Consider the following 21,107-nt stretch of genomic DNA (forward strand, 5'->3'; position numbering starts at 1 on the left):
TAGGCGCGGAGGCCGAATTTCGCGTTTTCCTCCTGCCATGGTTGGCGCACCAACCGGAAGGAGGGGACCATGACCGTCATGGCGTATGACCACGAGGGGCCTCTTTACACAGTCGAAGACCTGGAGAGGATGCCCGATGATGGCCGTCGTTATGAGCTCATCGACGGGATGCTGCACGTGAGCCCGGCGCCGAGCTTCCGACACCAGAAAGTCGTGCTCAAGCTCGCAGGTCGGCTCGACAGGGCCTACCCGAGTGACATGCACGTGCTCGCGGCGCCGTTCGCCTTCCAACCGACGAAGTCGACCGAGCTGCAACCCGACGCCCTCGTCGCCTACGAGGAGGACTTCACCGAGAAGCTGCTGCCGGTGGCACCGCTGCTCGCAGTGGAAGTGCTGTCGCCGAGTACGGCGATGTACGACCTCAACCTCAAGAAGCGCACCTACGCACTGCTGGGGGTCCACAGCTACTGGGTGGTTGATCCACAGGAGCCGAAAATGACCGTGTTCGAGCTCGACACCGAGGGCTGCTACGAATTGATGACCGAAGTGAAGGGCGAGGATCCGTTGGATGCGACCATGCCGTACCCCGTGCGAATCGTGCCGGTCGAACTGCTCGGCACGTGGGGGGCAGTCCGGCCGGAAGTGACGAAAGGGCCTTCAGAACGCCCCTGTTCTGAAGGCCCTCGAAGGGGTGCGGCAGGCTCAGCTGTGGTTGCGCAGCGTGGTGCTGAGCGCCTGGCGGCGGAGGATCGCTTCGATCTCGCGCGCCTCGTGGCTGGAGTGCCGGGCGAGGATGGCTTCCATGTCCATCCGGGCGCTCGGGGTGTCGTAGGCGGCCAGCTCGCGGTTCAGGTCCGCTTCGCGCTTGCGGATCTGCCGGCGGGTGGCGAAGTACGTGCGAACGGTCTTCAGAGCGTTGGTCATGTCGCCTTTCGGTCGTCTTCTCTGTATCGGTTCACCTACTATGATGCCGCACGTCAGAGGCTTGTGGGGCCAGATCGGGCGTGATCTCCACCGCAACTGTCACAGGGCGGTGAAGACCACGTCACCGGCCGAGGATGTCGAGGGCTCTGGAGTACTTCGCGCGTAGCCGGTCCTGGGTGGCGGTGTCGAGCAGCGCGAGTCGCGGCGGTGAGGTGTTGTCGGCGATGTCGGCCCGCTTCACGGCCACCGCGACCGGGTCGGTCAGCACTCGGGCGAGGTAGTCCTCCTGTGCCTCGCCGTCACGGTGCGTCAACACCAGCACGGTCGCCACCACCTCCGGCGGGCACCCGGCGGCGAGCAGGTCGTCGGCGGTGACGGAGGTGTCCTCGACGACGTCGTGCAGCACGGCCGCCATGCGCGCGTGCTCGCCGGACACCCGTCCCATCACCCGCAGCGGGTGCCCGATGTAGGGCTGGCCGGACTTGTCGACCTGCCCGTCGTGGGCCGCCCGCGCGATCCGGATCGCGTCATCAACGGTGAACGTCATCGGATCATTGTTCACACCCTTGACAAGGCCCAGTGGTCTAGTCCATTTTTCGAGTGGCCCACGTCACCTGTGCTGGGCTTTGGCCGCCGACGAGAACGTGGAGGTGGACGTGGTTTCGAGGACGAGACGCGCACTGGGCGCGGTGCTGGCGGGTGTGCTGGCCATCGCGGGCCTGACCCTGGTGGTGGTGGGCAGCGCGTCGGCCGCCAACCTGGTCGCCAACCCCGGTTTCGAGGGTGGCACGGGCGGGTGGACGTGCAGCGCCGCGGCGACGGCGGCCACCACCACCAAGCGCAGCGGCACGCACGCCATGGCGGGCACCCCGGCGGGCCACGACAACGCCCGCTGCTCGCAGACCATCTCCGTGCAGGCCAACACCGCCTACAAGCTGTCGGCATGGGTCCAGGGCAGCTACGTGTACCTCGGCGTGACGGGCACCGGCAGCGGAGACAAGAGCACCTGGACGCCCGGCTCGACGGGCTTCAGCCAGCTCTCGATCGACTTCACCACCGGCGCGACCAGCAGCGTCACGATCTACGTGCACGGCTGGTACGGCCAGCCGCCGTTCTACGCCGACGACGTGAGCCTCGACGGCCCCGGCACCGGCCCGACGAGCACGACCACCAGCACCACCACCACGACAACGACCACCACCACGACGACGACCACGACGACGACCACCGGCAACCCGAACCCGACGCTGCCCAAGCACGCGCTCACCGGCTACTGGCACAACTTCGACAACGGCTCGCGCCTGCTGAAGCTCGCCGACGTGCCCACCACGTACGACATCGTGGCCGTCGCGTTCGCCGACGCCACCACCACGCCGGGCGCGGTCGCGTTCACCCTCGACCCGACGTTGTCGAGCAAGCTCGGCGGCTACACCGACGCCCAGTTCAAGGCCGACGTGCGCACGCTGCAGAGCCGCGGCCAGAAGGTGATCATCTCGGTCGGCGGCGAGAAGGGCACGATCAGCGTCGGCAACTCGACCGCCGCGACCAACTTCGCCAACAGCGTCAAGTCCCTGATCGCGAACTACGGGTTCGACGGCGTGGACATCGACCTGGAGAACGGCGTCAACGCCACCTACATGGCACAGGCCCTGCGCGCCATCCACGCGGGCGGCGGCAAGGTCATCGCGATGGCGCCGCAGACCATCGACATGCAGTCCACCGGCCAGGAGTACTTCAAGCTGGCGTTGGCCGTGAAGGACATCCTCACCGTGGTCAACATGCAGTTCTACAACTCCGGCACGATGCTCGGCTGCGACCAGAAGGTCTACGCCCAGGGCACGGTGGACTTCCTGGTCGCGCTGGCCTGCATCCAGCTGCAGAACGGCCTGCGCCCCGACCAGGTCGGCCTCGGCCTGCCCGCCTCGCCGTCCGGTGCGGGCGGCGGCTACCAGTCGCCCGCCAACGTGAACCGGGCGCTCGACTGCCTGGCCAAGGGCACGAACTGCGGCACGTTCAAGCCGTCGCAGACCTGGCCGGGCATCCGCGGCGCGATGACGTGGTCGATCAACTGGGACGCCTCCAACAACTGGCAGTTCGCCAACACGGTCGCGCCGCACCTGGACACGCTGCCGTAGCGCGGCGGACGCCGTCCCTCCCGTCGCGCCACGGGAGGGACGGCGCCGGCGCTACCCGATCCGCTGCGTGCCGGACCGCACGGTCACCGTCTTCGCCAACGCGGCCGGTGAGTCGGGCCGGGTCCGGTCGGCCAGGAAGTACCAGTTCATCCGCACGTGCTCGCGCCGCACGTCCAACACGGTGTAGCCGTGCGAGTCCAGTTCGACCCACCTCAGGTGCCGGTTGAGCCCGACCAGCGCGGCCTCGATCGCCAACGACGTGGTGCGCGGCGGCGAACCCGTGAGCTCGTCGATGTTGTCCGAGGTGACCGACGGGACGACCAGTTCGGTGGCGACGGTCTTCGTCAGGGGGTACAGCGCCTCGTCCACCGGCACCTCGAACGCCCACGAGCTGTGCACGTCGCCGGTGAGGAACACGGTGTCGCGCACGTCGTGCTCGTCCAGCAGCCTGATCACCGCGGCGCGGTCGTGCGGGTAGCCGTCCCACTGGTCGGTGTTGGTCGTCGGCCCGACCAGCTGAGCCACGGCGCCCGCCTGCGGCACCGGCGGGATGAGCAGCGGCGAGAAGATCACCGGGTTGCCGATCAGCTTCCACTGGACGTCGGTGTGCAGCAGGCCGTCGCGCAGGAACGCCATCTGGTCCGGGCCGGTGAGCGTGCGGCCGGGCTCGTCCACCTGGTCCTGGTCGACCTGCCGGCTGCGGTACGAGCGCAGGTCGAGCATGGTCAGCTCGGCGAGCGTGCCGAAGCGGAGGCGGCGGTAGACGCGGTCGCCGTCGAGCCGCACGGGCATCCACTCGCGGTAGGCGCGCATGGCGGCGGCACGGCGGTTCGTCCAGGTGCCCTCGGTGGTCTCGTCGTGGTCGGGGGAGCCGTCGGACCAGGCGTTCTCCGCCCACTCGTGGTCGTCCCAGGTGATGATCCACGGGTAGGTGGCGTGCAGGTGCTGCAGGTCGGGGTCGGTCTTGTACTGGGCGTGGCGACGTCGGTAGTCGGTCAGCGACACCGCCTCACCCGGTGGCTCGTGCGTGCGGAACTGCGTGCCGATGTAGTCCTCGTACAGGTAGTCGCCCAGGTGCACGACGGCGTCGAGGTCGCCGCGCTCGGCGAGGTGCCGGTAGGCGGCGAAGTGGCCCGCGACCCAGCTGGAGCAGGAGACGACGCCGAACCGCAGCTGGTCGGCGTCGGAGTGGTGGGCCGGCGCGGTGCGGGTGCGCCCGACGGGGGAGTGCACGCCGTCGAACGTGAAGCGGTAGAAGTACCAGCAGCCGGGGCGCAGCCCACCGACGTCGGGCTTGACCGTGTGGTCGCGGTCCGGGCCGGTGGTGACCTCGCCGCGCCGGACGACTTGGCGGAACTGCGCGTCCTTGGCCACTTCGTAGCCGACCACGACGGTCGGGCCCACACCGGAGCCGGGTGTGCTGTCCTCGGTGGGCGTGACGCGGGTCCACAGGACGACCCGCTCGGGCAGCGGGTCGCCGGACGCGACACCGTGCCGGAAGTGCGAAGTCGAGGCCTCGGCGGCCGACGCGGGCAGCGCGGGTGCGAGCAGCGCGACGCCGGCGAACGCGCCGAAACGCAACGCGTCCCGCCGCGGGTGTGTGTTGGGCATGCCCTCTACAACGGCGTGGCGGCCGCAGCGGTTGCCCGTGTCCCGCCCGGCGGGCACCACCCCGCGCGTGTCCTACGTTCAGAACGCGAGTGTCGAACACTCAGAACGCGCGTGTCCTACCTATGGGCCCCTGGTGGGGCCACCAGCGTTGATGCTGGTCGGCGCGGTCTGTAGCGGCCAAGTGTGGCCAGGTGTGGCGGGTAACGGCCGTCCGGTGCTCCCCGTGGGATCACGCGGTGGTCGGTACTTGTCCCCACCTGACCGGTGTTGGCCGGGTGGGTCCGGACAACCACGTTAGCCACGGTTCTTGGTGTGCTCCGCGGACCGTTCGGGTGATCCTTCCCGTAGGTCGTGGGAGCACCATCCGGGGAGTACCGGCCCGGCCGGGTCTGCCTGAGGTCACGTACGGGCACGTGATCCGGTGACGTACTCGGCCGGGCCCCGCGCTACGTCGATCATCTCTGCGGCGTCCGTTCAGGCGGCTCGTTCGTCGCCGGGCACGGCAATCTGCGGACGGGTCGTCAGGTACGCGTCTCCCGGTCATGGCGGAGCCCCACTCGCCAGACAGGCCGAGTGGGGCTCCGCGTTCCAGGTGCCTGTTGCCGTCAACGCTCGATAACGCCTACCTCCCTTCTGCGTCGTGCCGAGAAGCCCGCAAGCGGGTGGTCAGGTGAGGCGGTGGCTGGCGGCGATTTCGCGCAGCTCGGGAATCTTGTTCCCGATCATCCAGAACAGCTTCTCCGCCGCGTCGCCGGTCATGGCCAGCGTCGCCACGCCCCCAAAGGTGATCTCATAGTCGCCATCAGCAGTCATGGACTCCTTGTAGTCCGTCTCCGACAGGATTCGGACGTAGGTCGTCTGCTCGACCGCGTCGGCGGGGGACGTCTTTTCCATCTGTAAACAATCTCCTGTCAAATCGGTACAGCATCTGCGTCGCCGTTTAGTCAGTGCTGACGCATGTTGGTGTGCTTACTGTGAGCGGGTAGAGATTGGACTGGTCGGATCGCTGGTGGTTCGCTCTCCATTGGCGGACGGAAGCGCCGTAGAGTGGTACCGGGGGCAGGATTCCGAGTCGCATCCCGCACATGTCCGCGTGAACCCAAGGAAGAGCGACGTAGCACCCTCTCGGCCGCCTACGATGACTACGCCCGTTCCGTGGCAATTCGTGCCGCGTACTCGCACTCCCGGGATCATCTCGATTGCTGTCACGACGTCTTCCTGTTTTCTTCTGTCCCGGGTTTGCGTCGTTGCACAGGATGTAGTGCTGACGGGTCGTTGGTCTTGCGCCACTGGCGACTGTCGGCACCCTTCGGAAGGATCGTCCCGCCCGCTTCCACGATCAGTTCGCGTATGTCTGCGGACTCGACTTTGTACCTGCGTGCAAGTTCCACTAATCCGAAGTGTGGTCCGCCGTGCCGCTTCGGTTCGTAGAGGCTTCGAAGCGTGGTGCCGACCCTGTGCCGGACCGGGCACCCTATGCGATGGTCGTTGACCGCGCCTGCAACCGTCGCCGTTACGTCCTCATTGCACCGACCCTCGCACGGCAAGGAAGTATTTGGATTCTCGACGTCCACGACTCGAAACAGCTTGTAGAAGTCTGCTGGCTCTAGTGCTCTCAGAGCACCCGCAATGAACCCCGGGCCCGGTTGCAACTCGCCAGCAAGTGCCCGACTTAAGGTAGCCCTATCCACTCCCATTCTTTTGGCTAGTTGGTAGTCCGATCCGAAGCCGGCCAGCTTGGCGAGCATGATCAACTCTTCTGTGACTACTTCAATCGTGTATTTCGGCATGGCCCCCGGTCACTCCACTGCGTTCCTCACCCGCCATGCGCCCCTTCGCCGGCGGAACCGACGTTCGAGGTGATCTGTTCCGGTAGGTCGATCTTTTCGTGGGGTCGAATGGGCGACACGGCGGGGTGTTCCCCAGGTCGCAGCACGTATGTCACACGCCGAACCTGCTCAGGAATGCGGATCTCGCGGGTCGGGTTCTCCGATCCGGTTTTGATCGCGCTCAAAGCTTCACCGACCCAGGTAGGTTCACCCTTGGGGTTCACACCGGCACCCCTAGTCGCACCAGGTGTCGTGGTGCGCGCTTTGATTCGGGCCACATGCCTGGCGATTTCTCTCCTCGCCTCGCGTTTCGCACGGAAGCTCATATAAAGCATAAGGCCAACTAGCAGGAGGATGAGCAGCACGCAGGCGGCAAAAACGTACATGGCGGTCAAAGCGATTGAGTCTGCGTTCAACTGGTCTCGCATGACCGCGTCTACATTTCCGTTGCTAAAGCGTCGGTACGCGCTGGGTCGGTGGCCGTACGCTCCACCCCTGCCGAACCGGTGACACTGAGGACCGACCCGAACCAGTCCGGCCCCGACCACCGACCGTGCCCTGCGGTCGGACACCACTTCGCGTGAGTCACGTTCCCCGGCCTTCCTGCTGCGTATGGCGTGCCTAGCCACGCAGCGCGTGTCTGTCGGTGGCGGCGCTGGATTCAGGTAGGAGGGCCGTGGCCACCGGTCCCGCCTGGTCGGAACGCTAGATCCACTTCGTGTGCGCAACCCCAAATCTCTGTTGGGGTCCGTTGGCGAAGTGCGGTGTGGGTACCCTGGGCGTATGCGGCTAGACGACGGGGCGACAGTGGGTGAGCGCATCGCCTACTACCGCAAGCGCCAAGGCATGACCCAAGAAGTGTTGTGCGGTCTGGTCGGGGGTCGCACAACCGAGTGGCTTAGGCAGATCGAGAGCGGCAAACGCGACGTGGACAAGCTGTCCACCATCGTGGCCGTGGCTGAGGCGTTGCGAGTTCCACCGTCGGTGCTGTTGCCAGGACCCTTTCGGGTGACGGCGAGGCGTAACGACGCTCTGGGCACTGCTCCAAGTATCGTGCCGAACATTGAGGCCGCAATGTTGCGCTATAACGGCATTTCTCCACTACTAGGCGTGCCGGATCGTATGCCTGTTTCGCCGGAGCATCTTCGGATTCGCGTCGAAAAGGCGTTTCTGTATTCCCAAACGGAACGATGGTCCGAGATGGCACCGCTCGTTCCGGACATGATCGCGGACGCCTGGCATCTGGTGCATGGCGCGCAAAATGATGAGCAAAAGCGGGAAGCGTCAAAACTTCAAGCTCTGGTGTATCGAGTGACATCCGGAATGTTGGATCGCCTAGGTGAGCCCCACTTGCCGTGGGTTGCCGCCGAGCGCTCAATGCACGCTGCCGAAGAGTCCGACGACCGATTGCTGATTGCAGGCGGAGCATGGCGACTGGCCGTTGTTCTTCGTCACGCTGGTCGACTTACAGAATCAACCGATGCTCCCATCGCTGCGGCAGATGCCCTCAGATCCAATCTAGACGTTCCAGAGGCTTACAGCATGTACGGATCGCTCATGCTGAAGGGCGCTGTTGGCGCGGCAACCCTAGGTGACCATCGCGCGGCACGCGACTACTTGAACGAAGCCTCGCGGGCTGCGGAAAGAATTGGGGACAGGAACGATTTCTGGCTTGCCTTCGGGCCGACGAACATCACCATTCATCGCGTATGGCTCGCGCTCGAACTGGGTGATCCAAGTCAGGCCATCTCGGAAGCGGACCGTGTACCGTATGACAATTTGCCTACGGAATTGTCTGAGCGCAGGACTTCGCACCTGATCACTGTCGCCTGGGCCTATTACTTGCGACGGAAGGACCGCGAGGCATTGGACGCACTCAACTTGGCACGGATGGCCGCCCCGGAGCAGTTGCTGTTTACCGGTCGAGTCCATTCAATGCTGCGTGGAATGCTGAAGCGCGAGCGACGCTCGGTGAAGGGCGACCTGCGCAGGCTAGCGGACTTCGTTGGTGTAGCAGCCTGACATGTCGACGCTGTAGGTGAACGCCCACCTACTTGCCCCGCTTGCCTGGCCTTGGCGTGAAGGGCTAAACCCCGGCGCGGGTTCGGGTGCTATGACGATCCGATGGGGGGATGGTCGGGGGTGGGGTTATCTCCCACCCCCGACCATTGGTGTTACGCGGCGTCGGTCCACCGGTTGTCGAGTTCACGAATGAGGTTGGCGCGCGTGTCCATGTTGGGAAGGTCGTAGAAATGCCGATCGACCCACGCACGCGCTTCCCGGTAGGTGCGCAGCGTGAGGCGGGCCCCACGGCGGCCCAGGACGCGCAGGCGGTGACGGCCATCGTCGGGGAGCGTCGGCCAGCCAAGGCCGGTCAGGCCAAGGTCGTTGGCGTTGCCGCCGTGGGTAATGGGGTCTTCCACGAGCTGGACGACGGTGGACACGGCCGGGTCGCCGGGCTGGTTGACGCGGTGGGTCCGTTCCACGTCGAGGGCGAGTGACACGAACGCGTCCATCGTGGACAGTTCACGCCATGCCTGCTGGAGTTCTTCCCTGGCGTGGAAGGCGTGGCCGTCGTTGAAGTCGGCCGGGATCATCCGGGCCAGCTCAGCCAGGTCGTCACTGCGGGCGGCCAAGGCGTTCCTCAGTCCGGAAAGGACGGTGCGGCCGGTGGTGTGCCAGGCGGTGACGACGCGCTGAGCGGCGGTCCACGCGATCGAGGTCACGAGGGACTGTCCGGTGTCGGCCAGGGTGGCCGTGTCGTTGATCTCCCGGACGGCGTCGGCCAGGTCGGCCACGGTGTAGCCGTCACCGGTCTTGCACAGGTCGGTGAGACGTTCGGCCCACGTGTTGCGCACGGTTTCCACATGCGGCATGTCGAGGCTCTGAGCGGTGTTCTGCGCGATCCGGTGGGCGGTCACGGCTTCCGTCACGGTGGTGAGGGTTTCGGTCGGGAGAACGGCGCTCAGGCGGTCGTAAAGCGCGGCGTACTGGTCGGCCTTGTCGATGAGTTCGTAACCGTGGGTGCTCAGGTTGAGGATGATTCCCATTGGGCTGCTTCTCCGTTGGTCAGTCGGTGGTCTCGTCCGGGCGCGGCCCGGTGTATTCGATCGGGTAGGCCACGAAGTCGTCCGAGAGACGGATACCGGGGTCAACGATGTGGCCGCGACCGTTCGCGTCAATGTCGATCTTCAGGTTTCCGTGGGTGCGGATGAGATCGTCAAACGTGACCGGATGGCCATCGTTGTGGTTGGTCATGTCGTGTCCTTGTCATGTATGGGAATGGGGCCCACATTTGGGCAGCCGACACCCTTCCGGCCACTAGGCCCGCAAGGTCGGACTAATGGCACCGTAGACACGTTTTCGTGGCGTGGTCGAGGGTTGGCGGAAAAGTTGGCCGCGTGGGGCCGTTCACTCGTGGAGAACGGTCCGGGTGAGTTGGCCACTTGCCCACTTGCCCACTTGCCAAGGTGTAGGAACCGGGGGCAAGTCGAACACGAGTCCGCCCACGGGCCCGTCACGGATTCCGCTCGGAAGACACGGGCGGTGGCGGCCACTTGGCCACTTGGCCACTTGGCAAGGTGTAGGGAACCGTGGCCAAGTCGGCACGTTCGTCACTCAATGATCGTCACCGAACGCAGCGCGTTACGGACTTGCCAACTTGCCAACTTGCCAAGGTGTAGGGAGGGGTGGCAAGTCGGGCGGCAAGTCACAGACCGCGAACCATTCCCACTCGGCGTTACGGACTTGCTCACTTGCTCACTTGCGCAGATGTAGGGAAGGTGCGCAAGCCGCAGTTCCACGCTCGGTTACGTGCTGCACATGGCTCTTGCGGATCGTTACGGACTTGCCCACTTGCTCAGGTGTAGGGGAGGTGGGCAAGTGGCGTGCTCACCTCTCCCCGGCCCGCGCAAGTGAGCAAGTGGGCGATGCCGCGACTTGCCCGCGTTCCCTACACGTTGGCAAGTGGGCAAGTGGGCAAATCCGCCACGGTCCGTGTCGCCTCGGTCACTGTCGGACCCCTGTGCGACGCTGCCGCCGGGGAAGGGAACCGGGTGGCGTCGATCGAGGAAGTGGCCAAGCGCGTGTCTCAGGCGTGCGATCAGGCGTCGAAGTGCCGGGACGCGCTGGGCCAAGCCCAGGACTTGGCCGAAGAGGCGCACGACCTGTTGGCCGCGAACCTGCGCGGGGCCGTAGACCTGGAGTCGGACACGGAACAGACCCTGGCCCGGTTCGACGCGGTGAAAGACGGCATCACCGACTTGTGGAAGATCCTCGGTACGGGCATGGACCGGGCACAGGCAGCCTTGACCGCCCTCACGGGTGAGAACACCCCAACGCCGGCCCCGAACGCTCCACAGTCCGCACAGTCACCTCAACAGCCACCCGAAGAACAGCCATTCACGCCACCCCCGGCCCGTCAGGCCGAACCCGACCCGCCCGTGATCGAACCGGAGAAGGTCGAGGAACTACGGCGCGAACTGCCGCCGCCCGTCGTGGGCAACACGGGCCAGAAAACACACGGCCGATGGATCGGCCCGAACGGCACCGCCGAGCCGATCGTTAGCGGCCGGGATGAACACGCCAAGGCAGCCGACGCCCGACTCAAGGACATGGGCTTGCCCGGTCCCTCCGCGAAGACCGGAGACGTGGAGATCAAGTTGGCAACCCGCATGGTCGAGGAAGGGATTCAGCACGCCACGGTCGTGATCAACAACGTCCCGTGTGTCGGGCGGTTCGGTTGCGACACCCTCGTGCCGATCCTGCTCCCCGAAGGGGCCACACTCACCGTGCACGGTACGAACGAAAAAGGTGAACGGTTCCGCAAGCGGTACACAGGAGGTGCCCGCCCGTGGTGGCGCTAGAAGCATGGTTCGACCGGAACGCCGAAGGGCCCACCATCGTGCACACCCCGGCCGAGTTGGACGCCGTGTTGGACACCGTCGTGGAGTGGAACATGCCCACCACCGTCCAACTGCTGACCGCAGACAACCCCGGACACGTGCTGTTGGACGTGGGCTTGGATGCCAGGACCGGGCGCGGAGTCCTCTACTACTTCGGGCCGGACAAGCCCGACGGCTGGATCAGCAAGGGGCCGTACGCCGCCGAGCCACCGCCCATCTACTACTTCACCGGCTCGGACACCGAATTCCCCGCAGACGCAGAGATCCCGCTGGCCGACGCACGCCGCGCGGCCCACGAGTTCATGCACAACGGGGGCGGATGGCCGAACGGCATCGAGGGGCAACCGCGCTGGGACTAGCCACCCGACGCGAACGGGGCCCGGACGTTCCCGGGCCCCGTGGTGGGTTCTGCGGCGTTCTCAGCATCTTCTAGGCGGCTACCGCGTCCATCGGCACGACCGCGTGCACACGCCGAACCGTGGCCGGGGCCAGGGCGGCCCGCCGGTTGATCAGGACAGCCCGGATCGCGTCGTCACCCTCGGGCAACAGGTGCCCGTAGATGTCGGCCGTGATCCCGATGGACTCGTGGCCCAGACGACGCGACACCGCCAACAGCGGCACCCCATCGGTGAGCAGCCACGCCGCGTGGGTGTGGCGCAGGTCGTGAACGCGGGGCGTCTTGACCATCCCGGCGCGCTTGGCGGCCGTGCGGGCCCGCTCGAACGCCTTGCCGAACACGCCCTGTCCCCACCAGCCGCCCGCCACCGGGTGCGGGAACACCGGGGCGTCCGGGGCCAGGCCGTCCACCAGCCGGGCCAGCACACGCGCCGTGGCCGAGTCCAGCGCGATCCGCCGCCGTGACGCGTCGGTTTTCAATGACACCCGCCGGGACTCCGGGCTACCGGTCGTCGCGCGGGAGAGCTGCATCTCCACGTCGATCCACGCCCGGTCCACGTCGTCCACGTGCACGTCACCGGCCACTAGGCCGAGCGCTTCCGAGATCCGCAGACCGGTACCGAGGATCACGTCGACCACGTCCGCCAGGGCGGCCCCGACGTTGGGCAGGGCCCGGCAGGCGTCCAGCAACAGACCCGCGTCGGTGTTGCTGAGGAAGTTCACCGTCCGGGGCCGCCGCTTGGGAGGCTCCACCCCGTTCATCGGGTTGACGGCAAGCGACGTCTTGACGACCGCGTACCGGAAGACGCCGCGCAACAGGTCGTAGATCATCGCGGACGACTGGCCCGCGTCGGTGATGCCGGACAGCAGAGCACTCACGTCGTCGTCGGTGATGCTCTCGACCGGCCGGGCCAGCAACGCACCCGCGCGGTTCCTGAGCGTGCGCCGGTACAGGTCTTTCGTGGTCGCCTTGGCGCGGGTTCGGGTGGTGACGTACTTCTCCGCGACCTCACCGAACGTCGGGGCCGTGTAGGCGGTCGGCTTCTGCCCGGTGACCAGCTCGAACGAGATCACGCGCGGGTCGGTGTCGTACACGTGGTGGCGCAGAGCCTCGACCGCGCCTTTCATGCTCTTGGCGTCGTCGTGCTCGGCGTAGGTGATGCTCTGCTGCGCCCCCTCACGGCCGCCCCCGAACCGCCACTTCAGCCGGTATGCGGTGGTGCCGTCCTTACGGGTGCGCTTCTCGATCGTCGCCACGTCCGGGACTCCCTGGAAGAGTGGTGCTCCCCTGGGAGTCCCAAGACGACGCGCATACCCACATATTACCTGGTCAGAGCCACTACGTCCCGCAAGTCCTACGTTCAGAACACCCGAGTTCAACGCTCGGAACGCGCCCGTTTTGCCCTTGAACTCGTGGACCTGCAAATACGTGACCGCGACGGGAGCGCGGGTTAGGGTCGCGCCATGTTGGACAGACTCGAAGTGCCCGTCATCGCCGCACCGATGGCCGGTGGGGCGTCCACACCCGCGCTCGTGGCCGAGGTCGGTCGGGCGGGTGGGCTCGGGTTCCTGGCCGCCGGCTACCTGTCCGTCGAAGCCCTCGCCGAGCAGATCACCGCGACGACCGCGTTGACCGATCGGCCGTTCGGCGTGAACCTGTTCGTCCCCGGTCCGCGCTCCACCACCGACCTGTCCGGCTACCGCGACCGGGTCAAGGCGCAGTCGCCGACCGAGCCCGGCGAACCGCGGTGGGACGACGACTCCTACGCCGCCAAGCTCGAACTCGTGATGGCGTTGCGCGTTCCGGTGGTCTCGTTCACGTTCGGCCTGCCCAACCCCGAGGACGTGCACCGGTTGCACGCGGCCGGTTCCACGGTCGTCGTCACCGTCACGACACCGCAGGAAGCCGCGCAGGCGGCCCAGGTCGGTGCCGACGCGCTGTGCGTGCAGGGCAGCGACGCGGGCGGGCACCGGGGCACGTTCGCCGACGACGGCGTCTCGCCCGGAGGCGGCGAGCTGTTCGGCGTGCTGGCGGCGTTGCGGCTGGTGCGCGCCAAGGTGGACCTGCCGCTGATCGCGACCGGTGGCCTGGTGCACGGCGCGGACGTGGCCGCCGTCATCACCGCGGGCGCGGTCGCGGCGCAGCTGGGCACCGCGTTCCTGTCCACGCCGGAGGCGGGCACGTCCGCCGCACACCGCCAAGCGCTCGCCGAAGGCACCCGCCGCACGGCGTTGACCAGGGCGTTCAGCGGACGTCCGGCGCGTGGCCTGGTGAACAGGTTCGTGGTGGACAACCAGGAACAGGCACCCGCCGCGTACCCGGAGGTGCACCACCTGACCCGGCCGGTGCGCGCGACCGGCGACCCGGAGCTGATGTCGTTGTGGGCCGGGCAGACCTACGCGCTGGTCCGACCGGCCCCGGCGGCCGAAGTGGTGGCCCGGTTGGCGGCCGAGGCCCGCCAAGCCATTTCCGTCGCGATCACGCGCATTTCCCCGGCGTAGCCCCACAGAATGGCGACGTGACCACCGCGCGCGAGCTCGCCGACGAGATGCTGACCCTGGTCCTGGACGCCGATCCCGTGATGGCGACGCTGCTCGGCATCCCGGGCTGGGACAACCGGTTGCCGGACCCGAGCGCCGAAGCCGCAAGCAGTCTGTGCGCCCGTGCCGAGGACATCGCACGGCGTGTGCGTGGCGGGGACGACGACCCGGTGACGCGTGCGGTGGTCGCGCAGCAGGCGTGGAGCCTGGTGTACCGCCTCAACTCGCACCTGGTCGAGCACACCCACGCCGAAGGCCTCAACGCGCCGCTGGCGGTGCTGCTCGTGGCGTTGCCGCTGGTCCGCCCGTCCGATGACGCGGCACGCCAGGCCTACCTGACCCGGCTGTCGTCGCTGCCCGCGTACCTGGACGCGCTCACCCGAAGACAGCGCGACTCCGTCCGCCGTCCGCTCAAGCACCTGGTGGAAGCCGCCGTCCGCCGCATCGACCGCCACCTCGCCGAGGAGACCGACCCCCTCGGCACCCCGCTGCACGGCACGCCGTTCGCCGCGGTGTGCGCCCGGCTGCTGCACGAGACCGCGCGCCCCGCGATCGCCCGCTACCGCGACTTCCTGCGTGCCGAGGTGGTCGACCGGGGCAGGGGCGAGGACAGGCCGGGCCTGTGCTGGCTGCCCGACGGCGACCTGATCTACGCGGACCTGGTCCACATGTACACCACGACCGGGCACACACCCGAGGAACTGCACCGGATCGGGCTGAACCTGATCGAGGAACTGGACCGGGAGTACGAGGAGATCGGCAGCCGGGTGTTCGGCCCCACTACGGCCGCCGGCGTGCGCGCCCACCTGCTCGCCGACCCGGAGCTGCGCTGGCGTGACGCCGACGACATGGTGGCGTTGGCGGCGGCGACCATCGCCCGTGCCGAAGAGGTCGCGGGTGACTGGTTCGGCTCGGTGCCACAGGCCGGGTGCGCGGTCGAGGCGGTGCCGGCGGCGGACGCGCCGAACGCGCCGCTGGCCTACTACGTGGACCCGGCGATGGACGGCTCCCGACCGGGTACCTACTTCGTCAACACCCACCAGGCCGAGCAGCGCGAGCGGTTCAGCGCCGAGTCCACCGCGTTCCACGAGGGCGTGCCGGGCCACCACTTCCAGATCTCCCTGGCCCAACAGCTGCACGACCTGCCGCTGCTGCGCCGGTTCGCGTCGATCGAGGCGTACCTGGAGGGCTGGGCGCTCTACACCGAGCGGTTGGCCGACGAGATGGGCCTCTACAGCGACGACGTGGCCCGGCTGGGGATGCTGGCGGGCGACTCGCTGCGCGCCGCCCGCCTGGTGGTCGACACCGGCCTGCACGCGTTGCGCTGGACGCGCCAGCAGGCCGTGGACTACCTGCGCGCCAACGCCGTCATGCCGGACGTGGACATCTCCTCCGAGGTCGACCGGTACATCGAGAACCCCGCGCAGGCGCTGTCCTACATGGTGGGGCGGCTGGAGATCCAGCGCCTGCGCGGTGAGGCGGAGCGGAGGCTGGGCGACCGCTTCGACATCAAGGCGTTCCACGACCTGGTGCTGTGCGGCGGGCCGCTGCCGATGGCCGTGCTCGCCGACGTGGTCGACGAGTGGTGCGACTCAGTCCTCGCGTGAGTTGAGCAGCGACTTCCGCTTGCTGTAGGCGAAGTACACGACCAGGCCGATGAGGAACCAGAGGCCGAAGCGCAGCCAGGTCTCCGGCGCCAGGAACGTGATCAGCCACAGCGAGAACACCACGCCGATGATCGGCACGACCGGCATGCCCGGCGTCTTGAACGTGCGCGGCAGGTTCGGCTGCTTGTACCGCAGCACGATCACGGCGATGCACACCACCACGAACGCCAGCAGGATGCCGATGTTGGTCAGCTCGGCCGCCTCGGCGATGGGCAGGAAGCCCGCGATGACGGCGGACGCGATGCCGAGCACCCACGTGGTGCGCGTCGGAACGTGCTTGACCGGGTGCGTCTTGGCGAACCACTTCGGCAGCAGGCCGTCACGCGACATCGAGTAGCCGACCCGGGCCGCGCCCATGAGGAACGTGAACAGCACCGTGGTGATGCCCAGCACCGCGCCGACCGAGATGATGATGCCCAGCGCCGGCAGGCCGATGTCGGCGAACGCCGAGGCGAACGCGCTCTCCGAGTCCACGTCCTTGTAGTTGACCATGCCGGTCAGCACCAGGCAGGCCAGCACGTAGAGGACCATCGAGATGGCCAGCGAGTAGATGATCGCCTTCGGCATGTGCTTCTGGGAGTCCTTGGACTCCTCGGCGGCCGTGCTCATCGCGTCGTAGCCGAACACCGCGAAGAACACCGTGGCCGCACCGGTGAGTGCGCCGGAGATGCCGAACGGGAAGAACGGGTTGTAGTTGCCGGTGTTGATGTGGAACGCGCCGACCACGATCACCAGCAGCACTACGGCGACTTTCAAGTACACCAGGGTCGTCTCGAATCGGGCCGCGTTCTTCATGCCCATGTTGAGCACGAACGCGATCAGCAGGCACAGCAGCACGGCGAACAGGTTCACCTTGTAGCTGCCCGCCGCGACGTCCGCGCCTTCCGTGCCGGGCGCGCCGAGCATCCACACCGGCAGGTCGATGCCGAGCAGGTTCAGCAGCTCGTTGAAGTAGCCGCTGATACCGATCGCCACCACGGCCACGATCGCGGTGTACTCCAGCAGCAGGTCCCAGCCGATGAACCAGCCGACGATCTCGCCGAGCACGGCGTAGCCGTAGGTGTAGGCCGAGCCCGCCTTGGGGATCAGGCCCGCGAACTCCGCGTAGGAGAACGCGGCAGCGGCGCTGGCGATGCCCGCCACGAGGAAGGAGATGAGCACGGCGGGGCCCGCGGTCTTGTTGGCCACGGCCCCGGCCAGCGAGAAGATGCCCGCGCCGATGATGCCGCCGATGCCGATCGCGGTGAGCTGCCACAGCCCCAGGGTCCGGGTCAGCGCCGTCTTCTCGTCACTGATCTGCTCGATCGGCTTGCGGCGGAACACGCCGCTGCCCCGGCCGAATCCGTCCTGCACCGTCATGCGTCCAGCTCCCTCGGTGGATTGGTGTGCGGCGAACCGTACGCCGGTCGACTGTCACCGGGTTTGTTCGATTGCACCATTCGAGGGAGTGGTTTTTGTGCGGCCGTACGGGTTGACGAAGGTCAGCCGCGGGTGAAGACGATCTTGCCCGCGGTCTCGCCGTCGAGCATCGCGCGCAAGCCCTCCTCGACCCGCTCGAACGGCAGTTCCGCGCCGATCTGCGGGCGCAGGCCGGTCAGGTCGCAGAACGAGAGCAGGTCGCCGAGCTCCTCGCGCGTGCCCATGGTCGAGCCGACCACCCGCAACTGCAGGAAGAACAGCCTCGGCAGCTCGGCCGCCGACGCGTCACCGCTCGTCGCGCCGGAGATGACCAACGTGCCGCCCGGCTTGAGCGCCTTCATCGAGTGCGACCAGGTGGCCTTGCCGACGGTCTCGAACACCGCGTCCACCCGTTCGGGCAGCCGTGCGCCGGACTCGAACGCCTGGTGCGCGCCCAGGCTCTCGGCCAACGCGCGCTTCTCCTCCGTGCGACCGGTCACCCACACCCGGAACCCCGCCGCACGGCCCAGCTGCACCAACGCCGTCGACACGCCACCGGAGGCGCCCTGCACCAGCATCGTCTGACCCGGCCGCAGGCCCGAGTTCACGAACAGCATCCGGTACGCGGTCAGCCACGCCGTGCCCATGCACGCCGCCTCGGCGAAGCTCAGGCCCGCGGGCTTCGGCAGCGCGTTGCGCTTCGGGACGACGACGTAGTCGGCGAACGTGCCCTGGTGCTTCTCGGTGAGCAGGGTGCGGCGTGGGTCCAGCGTCTCGTCACCGGACCAGTCCGGGTCGCCGATCACCGAGTGCAGCACGACCTCCGTGCCGTCCTCCAGCACGCCCGCGCCGTCGCAGCCGAGGATCATCGGGAACTGCTCCGGCTTGATGCCGACGCCGCGCAGCGTCCACAGGTCGTGCATGTTCAGGCTCGCCGCTTTCACGGCCACCTTCACCCAGCCCTCCGGGACTCCGGGATCCGGCCGTTCGCCCACGCGCAGGGCGGCGATCGGGTCTTGCGGGCTCGGCTCGGCTGCGTAGACGGCGAACATGCGGGCAACTTACCGAGTGGTAGCGATCCGTGTGCGGTGAAGCGCGTCACGGGACTAGGCTCGGTGACGTGGTCGACGCGTTCGAGCAGTGGTGGGACTCGGTGGAGCTGTGGCTGGCACAGCTGCCGTTCCCGTTCCAGTTCGCGCTGCTCATGTGCGTGCTGCTGCCGTCGTCGCTCGGGCTGGCGCGGCTGATCGACCGGGTCGTGGACAACGCCTCGACCAGGTTCAACCCGGTGCCGAAGGTCCCTCCGCCCGGTGACGACGCGCAGCCCCGGAAGGTGGAGGCGGGCGAGCCTTCGTAGGCTCTGGGACCGTGACTCCCGCCCGGCGGCTCTCCGTCGCACTGCTCGGCCTGATCGCGCTGGTCGTGGTCGGCTACTTCGCCAAGGACCTGACCGGCACGTCGTCGGACCCCGCGCCGTCTTCGGCGTCGGCTTCGGGGGTGCCGGGCGCGGATTCGGGTCTGCCGGTGAAGTCCCTGTCGAGCCTGCCCGCGCAGGTCAAGGACACGTGGGAGCTGATAGAGCGGGACGGGCCGTTCCCGTACCCGCGCAACGACGGCGTCACGTTCCAGAACCGCGAGAAGCTGCTGCCCGCCAAGCCGTCCGACTACTACCGGGAGTACACCGTGCCCACGCCAGGCAGCGACGACCGGGGCGCGCGACGGCTCGTGACCGGGTCGTCCGACGAGGTGTACTACACGGCCGACCACTACGGGTCGTTCGTCGTCGTGGACGTGAGCAAATGACCTACCGACACGTGGTGCGCCGGGGCGCGCGCTCGAAGAAGGACGCTCTGGCGGCGATTGCGGAGGCGTTGAGCTTCCCCGACTGGTTCGGCCACAACCTGGACGCGCTGTACGACTGCCTGACCGACCTGTCCTGGCTGCCCGAGGGCGAGCACGTGCTGGAGTGGGAGGGCGGCAACGCCGACGTGGAAGCCGTCCTGTCCGACGCGGCCGCCCGAGCCACCGAACTGGGCGACCGCATCCTGACCGTCGTCTACACGGATTAGTCCGCCTCGGCGAGTTCGCGCAACTTCGGCAGCGCTTCCCCGAGCATCGTGTGGATCTTCTCGGCGGCGTCGGGAGTGAGGGCCAGGTCCACCACCCCGTCGAAGTTCAGCTCGAACTCGCCGTCACCGTTGATGTGCGATCCGAACTCCGCGTCGGCGTAGATCTTGATGAACGAGGAGTGGTCCACTCCGTTTCCGCTGTACTTGACCATCTGAGGCAGCTCTCCTGTCATGTGGGGAAGGTCTTCAGCTCGTGCGGGAAGAAGTTCCGGTAGACCCCGGTCGCGGTGTCCCTCGCGGAGATGCACCCGCGAAGCTCCCGGACCAGCCGCTGGTCGAACGGCTGAACCACGACCGTGCGGACTTCGCCGTAGAGCCGGACGTACCGCGTCTCGCCGGGGTTCGGCAGGTCGTCCATGCATCGAGCGTAGGACAGCAACTCAATCTATGAGGCGGGCAAATGGGTGAAAGATTGAGTTGCTGTCGGAACCGCTCGATCAGGTGGCGTAGTCACGCTGGGTCTCTACGGCACACTCCGGCGCATGGTTGGTGACGACGACTTCGACCCGGTGATCGCACGGCTCCAGTTTGGCGAGCTGTCTCGGCAACTCCGGGAAGCCGCGCGGGTCGAGTTCGGTGAAGCGGACAGGGCCGTGGGCGGCTACCTCGGCAAGCTGTCCAAGATCGAGACCGGCTCCATCGCTCCACGACCGCAGGACGTCGACTGGATGATCGAGCGGTACCAAGTCACCTCGGCTCAGGCCGAGGAACTGCGATCGCTCGCCACGGTCGCTCGCCGCCGTGCCAAGCCAGCGAAAACCGTGTACACATCGCGGCAGTACGTCTCGCTCGAACGACGAGCCGCCGAGATCCGCATGGTCTACAACGAGATTCCCGGCCTGCTCCAGACCGCCGAATACGCCTTCGCGGCGTTGTCGATGTCGCCGGTCGTCGTCGCCGCCGACGTGGCGGGTCTCGCCCAGGAGCGAGCCGAGCGCGGGCATCGCGTCATCCGGCCGGACGGTCCGGCGGTCTGGATCGCACTCGGCGAGGACGCTCTTCACCGTTCCAACGGCGGGCCGGACGTGCTCCGCCGTCAGCTCGAACACCTCCGCGCTGTCGCCGGGATGCCGAACGTCCGCTTTCGCGTCCTGCCCCGGTCCGCGACAAGCGGGATCGTTCCGGCGCTGAGCTGTCCGTTCACGCTCCTTCAGATGGAGCCGGGGAAGACGATCGCCTACGTGTCGTCGTTGACCCGGACCGACTACATCAAGGCGACCGCGCCCTATGTCGCCGCCTTCGAACAAGCATGGAACCTGGCGTCCTCGGAGGAGAGGTCCATGGTGATACTGGAGGAGAGGATCAGCGACCGGCACGACAGCTAGGAGCACGGACCATGTGGACCGAGGCAAGCGCCCTCAAGGGTGCGCGGTGGCGGAAGAGCAGTCGCACGAATGGTGGCAATGACGCACAGTGCGTTGAGATGGCGCACGTCGAGATGGGCACGGCGGTGCGGGACAGCAAGGCTCCCGCCGGGCCGGCTCTGGTCTTCCCGCCCCGGGCCTTCATGGCCTTCATTGCGGAAGTGGCGTCCGGGAGTGTGGACGGGCGGTGACGGCAGGGGCGGGAACGA

At 67.3% G+C, this 21,107-nt stretch carries 23 protein-coding genes; 12 read left to right on the top strand and 11 right to left on the bottom strand.

The annotated features are described in order from the left end of the window. Positions 1-69 precede the first annotated feature (69 nt). Complete coding sequence (locus tag A6A25_RS46620; protein ID WP_338013209.1) at positions 70-1,008, top strand: Uma2 family endonuclease; 939 nt, start codon at positions 70-72, stop codon at positions 1,006-1,008. A 37-nt stretch (positions 1,009-1,045) separates the two neighbouring features. Here A6A25_RS46620 and A6A25_RS14650 read toward each other — a convergent pair whose 3' ends face one another. After that, the gene (locus tag A6A25_RS14650; RefSeq protein ID WP_073889634.1) at positions 1,046-1,471 is read right to left on the bottom strand and encodes an HD domain-containing protein; all 426 of its coding nucleotides are present in this window, start codon (positions 1,469-1,471) and stop codon (positions 1,046-1,048) included. 109 nt (positions 1,472-1,580) lie between these two features. On the opposite strand from A6A25_RS14650, the gene A6A25_RS14655 reads away from it, so the two are divergent. Next, the gene (locus A6A25_RS14655) at positions 1,581-3,059 is read left to right on the top strand and encodes a chitinase (protein WP_073890105.1); all 1,479 of its coding nucleotides are present in this window, start codon (positions 1,581-1,583) and stop codon (positions 3,057-3,059) included. A 51-nt stretch (positions 3,060-3,110) separates the two neighbouring features. Here the strand turns inward: A6A25_RS14655 and A6A25_RS14660 are convergent, their stop codons facing one another. The 3 genes from A6A25_RS14660 to A6A25_RS42970 form a co-directional block, all read right to left on the bottom strand. Further along, the gene (locus A6A25_RS14660) at positions 3,111-4,670 is read right to left on the bottom strand and encodes an alkaline phosphatase D family protein (protein ID WP_073889637.1); all 1,560 of its coding nucleotides are present in this window, start codon (positions 4,668-4,670) and stop codon (positions 3,111-3,113) included. A 666-nt stretch (positions 4,671-5,336) separates the two neighbouring features. Beyond that, the gene (locus A6A25_RS14665) at positions 5,337-5,564 is read right to left on the bottom strand and encodes a hypothetical protein (RefSeq protein ID WP_073889640.1); all 228 of its coding nucleotides are present in this window, start codon (positions 5,562-5,564) and stop codon (positions 5,337-5,339) included. A gap of 922 nt (positions 5,565-6,486) precedes the next feature. Next, the gene (locus A6A25_RS42970; protein ID WP_143193152.1) at positions 6,487-6,927 is read right to left on the bottom strand and encodes a hypothetical protein; all 441 of its coding nucleotides are present in this window, start codon (positions 6,925-6,927) and stop codon (positions 6,487-6,489) included. Between the two features lie 379 nt (positions 6,928-7,306). Here A6A25_RS42970 and A6A25_RS14670 point away from each other — a divergent pair, with 379 nt between their 5' ends. After that, entirely contained in the window at positions 7,307-8,521 is a 1,215-nt protein-coding gene (locus tag A6A25_RS14670; RefSeq protein WP_158073736.1) for a helix-turn-helix domain-containing protein, read from the top strand. Between the two features lie 152 nt (positions 8,522-8,673). On the opposite strand, the gene A6A25_RS14675 is transcribed toward A6A25_RS14670, so the two are convergent. Next, positions 8,674-9,549, bottom strand: coding sequence for a hypothetical protein (locus A6A25_RS14675; RefSeq protein ID WP_073889646.1), 876 nt, complete (start codon positions 9,547-9,549; stop codon positions 8,674-8,676). 19 nt (positions 9,550-9,568) lie between these two features. Further along, entirely contained in the window at positions 9,569-9,757 is a 189-nt protein-coding gene (locus tag A6A25_RS14680; RefSeq protein WP_073889649.1) for a hypothetical protein, read from the bottom strand. Positions 9,758-10,554: 797 nt separating this feature from the next. Between A6A25_RS14680 and A6A25_RS14685 the strand changes: the two genes are divergently transcribed. Together A6A25_RS14685 and A6A25_RS14690 are read left to right on the top strand one after the other, a co-directional pair. Beyond that, entirely contained in the window at positions 10,555-11,364 is an 810-nt protein-coding gene (locus A6A25_RS14685; protein WP_073889652.1) for a DddA-like double-stranded DNA deaminase toxin, read from the top strand. Continuing rightward, a complete protein-coding gene (locus A6A25_RS14690) occupies positions 11,355-11,762 on the top strand; it encodes an Imm1 family immunity protein (protein WP_158073737.1) in 408 nt (135 codons plus the stop codon). Before A6A25_RS14685 ends, A6A25_RS14690 begins: the two co-directional genes overlap by 10 nt. A gap of 70 nt (positions 11,763-11,832) precedes the next feature. On the opposite strand, the gene A6A25_RS14695 is transcribed toward A6A25_RS14690, so the two are convergent. Then, the gene (locus tag A6A25_RS14695; protein WP_073889658.1) at positions 11,833-13,056 is read right to left on the bottom strand and encodes a tyrosine-type recombinase/integrase; all 1,224 of its coding nucleotides are present in this window, start codon (positions 13,054-13,056) and stop codon (positions 11,833-11,835) included. 207 nt (positions 13,057-13,263) lie between these two features. Between A6A25_RS14695 and A6A25_RS14700 the strand changes: the two genes are divergently transcribed. Both A6A25_RS14700 and A6A25_RS14705 read left to right on the top strand, forming a co-directional pair. After that, positions 13,264-14,301, top strand: coding sequence for an NAD(P)H-dependent flavin oxidoreductase (locus tag A6A25_RS14700; RefSeq protein ID WP_073889661.1), 1,038 nt, complete (start codon positions 13,264-13,266; stop codon positions 14,299-14,301). Positions 14,302-14,318: 17 nt separating this feature from the next. Next, the gene (locus A6A25_RS14705; RefSeq protein ID WP_073889664.1) at positions 14,319-15,947 is read left to right on the top strand and encodes a DUF885 domain-containing protein; all 1,629 of its coding nucleotides are present in this window, start codon (positions 14,319-14,321) and stop codon (positions 15,945-15,947) included. On the opposite strand, the gene A6A25_RS14710 is transcribed toward A6A25_RS14705, so the two are convergent. Together A6A25_RS14710 and A6A25_RS14715 are read right to left on the bottom strand one after the other, a co-directional pair. Continuing rightward, entirely contained in the window at positions 15,933-17,366 is a 1,434-nt protein-coding gene (locus A6A25_RS14710) for an amino acid permease (protein ID WP_073889667.1), read from the bottom strand. The genes A6A25_RS14705 and A6A25_RS14710 overlap by 15 nt on opposite strands. Positions 17,367-17,488: 122 nt before the next feature. After that, the gene (locus A6A25_RS14715) at positions 17,489-18,457 is read right to left on the bottom strand and encodes a zinc-binding dehydrogenase (protein WP_073889670.1); all 969 of its coding nucleotides are present in this window, start codon (positions 18,455-18,457) and stop codon (positions 17,489-17,491) included. Between the two features lie 68 nt (positions 18,458-18,525). Here A6A25_RS14715 and A6A25_RS14720 point away from each other — a divergent pair, with 68 nt between their 5' ends. From A6A25_RS14720 to A6A25_RS14730, 3 genes are read left to right on the top strand one after another with little or no spacing between them, the layout of a single operon-like run. Further along, entirely contained in the window at positions 18,526-18,762 is a 237-nt protein-coding gene (locus A6A25_RS14720; RefSeq protein WP_073889673.1) for a hypothetical protein, read from the top strand. Positions 18,763-18,773: 11 nt separating this feature from the next. Continuing rightward, positions 18,774-19,208 carry a ribonuclease domain-containing protein gene (locus A6A25_RS14725; RefSeq protein WP_073889676.1) on the top strand — a complete coding sequence of 145 codons (435 nt, stop codon included), beginning with the start codon at positions 18,774-18,776 and terminating at the stop codon, positions 19,206-19,208. Beyond that, complete coding sequence (locus A6A25_RS14730; protein WP_073889679.1) at positions 19,205-19,474, top strand: barstar family protein; 270 nt, start codon at positions 19,205-19,207, stop codon at positions 19,472-19,474. Before A6A25_RS14725 ends, A6A25_RS14730 begins: the two co-directional genes overlap by 4 nt. Here A6A25_RS14730 and A6A25_RS14735 read toward each other — a convergent pair. Together A6A25_RS14735 and A6A25_RS14740 are read right to left on the bottom strand one after the other, a co-directional pair. Then, positions 19,471-19,707: a hypothetical protein gene (locus A6A25_RS14735; RefSeq protein WP_143193153.1), complete on the bottom strand. Its 237-nt coding sequence runs from the start codon at positions 19,705-19,707 to the stop codon at positions 19,471-19,473. The two genes, A6A25_RS14730 and A6A25_RS14735, sit on opposite strands and share 4 nt — an antisense overlap. After that, on the bottom strand, positions 19,704-19,892 hold the full coding sequence (locus tag A6A25_RS14740; protein WP_073889685.1) for a hypothetical protein: 189 nt from the start codon (positions 19,890-19,892) through the stop codon (positions 19,704-19,706). Before A6A25_RS14740 ends, A6A25_RS14735 begins: the two co-directional genes overlap by 4 nt. A 124-nt stretch (positions 19,893-20,016) precedes the next feature. Between A6A25_RS14740 and A6A25_RS14745 the strand changes: the two genes are divergently transcribed. Beyond that, positions 20,017-20,859, top strand: coding sequence for a helix-turn-helix domain-containing protein (locus tag A6A25_RS14745; protein ID WP_073889688.1), 843 nt, complete (start codon positions 20,017-20,019; stop codon positions 20,857-20,859). 11 nt (positions 20,860-20,870) lie between these two features. Continuing rightward, the gene (locus A6A25_RS14750; RefSeq protein WP_073889690.1) at positions 20,871-21,089 is read left to right on the top strand and encodes a DUF397 domain-containing protein; all 219 of its coding nucleotides are present in this window, start codon (positions 20,871-20,873) and stop codon (positions 21,087-21,089) included. Positions 21,090-21,107: the final 18 nt, after the last annotated feature.

The organism is Saccharothrix sp. CB00851, assembly GCF_001905065.1.
GTDB lineage: Bacteria > Actinomycetota > Actinomycetes > Mycobacteriales > Pseudonocardiaceae > Actinosynnema.

What these genes read in the sequence shown, in the direction of transcription:
- A6A25_RS46620 (WP_338013209.1), top strand. Translation starts at nt 70, where the DNA reads ATGACCGTCATGGCGTATGACCACGAGGGGCCTCTTTACACAGTCGAA.
- A6A25_RS14650 (WP_073889634.1), bottom strand. Translation starts at nt 1,471, where the DNA reads ATGACGTTCACCGTTGATGACGCGATCCGGATCGCGCGGGCGGCCCAC.
- A6A25_RS14660 (WP_073889637.1), bottom strand. Translation starts at nt 4,670, where the DNA reads ATGCCCAACACACACCCGCGGCGGGACGCGTTGCGTTTCGGCGCGTTC.
- A6A25_RS14665 (WP_073889640.1), bottom strand. Translation starts at nt 5,564, where the DNA reads ATGGAAAAGACGTCCCCCGCCGACGCGGTCGAGCAGACGACCTACGTC.
- A6A25_RS42970 (WP_143193152.1), bottom strand. Translation starts at nt 6,927, where the DNA reads ATGCGAGACCAGTTGAACGCAGACTCAATCGCTTTGACCGCCATGTAC.
- A6A25_RS14675 (WP_073889646.1), bottom strand. Translation starts at nt 9,549, where the DNA reads ATGGGAATCATCCTCAACCTGAGCACCCACGGTTACGAACTCATCGAC.
- A6A25_RS14680 (WP_073889649.1), bottom strand. Translation starts at nt 9,757, where the DNA reads ATGACCAACCACAACGATGGCCATCCGGTCACGTTTGACGATCTCATC.
- A6A25_RS14700 (WP_073889661.1), top strand. Translation starts at nt 13,264, where the DNA reads ATGTTGGACAGACTCGAAGTGCCCGTCATCGCCGCACCGATGGCCGGT.
- A6A25_RS14710 (WP_073889667.1), bottom strand. Translation starts at nt 17,366, where the DNA reads ATGACGGTGCAGGACGGATTCGGCCGGGGCAGCGGCGTGTTCCGCCGC.
- A6A25_RS14715 (WP_073889670.1), bottom strand. Translation starts at nt 18,457, where the DNA reads ATGTTCGCCGTCTACGCAGCCGAGCCGAGCCCGCAAGACCCGATCGCC.
- A6A25_RS14730 (WP_073889679.1), top strand. Translation starts at nt 19,205, where the DNA reads ATGACCTACCGACACGTGGTGCGCCGGGGCGCGCGCTCGAAGAAGGAC.
- A6A25_RS14735 (WP_143193153.1), bottom strand. Translation starts at nt 19,707, where the DNA reads ATGACAGGAGAGCTGCCTCAGATGGTCAAGTACAGCGGAAACGGAGTG.
- A6A25_RS14740 (WP_073889685.1), bottom strand. Translation starts at nt 19,892, where the DNA reads ATGGACGACCTGCCGAACCCCGGCGAGACGCGGTACGTCCGGCTCTAC.
- A6A25_RS14745 (WP_073889688.1), top strand. Translation starts at nt 20,017, where the DNA reads ATGGTTGGTGACGACGACTTCGACCCGGTGATCGCACGGCTCCAGTTT.
- A6A25_RS14750 (WP_073889690.1), top strand. Translation starts at nt 20,871, where the DNA reads ATGTGGACCGAGGCAAGCGCCCTCAAGGGTGCGCGGTGGCGGAAGAGC.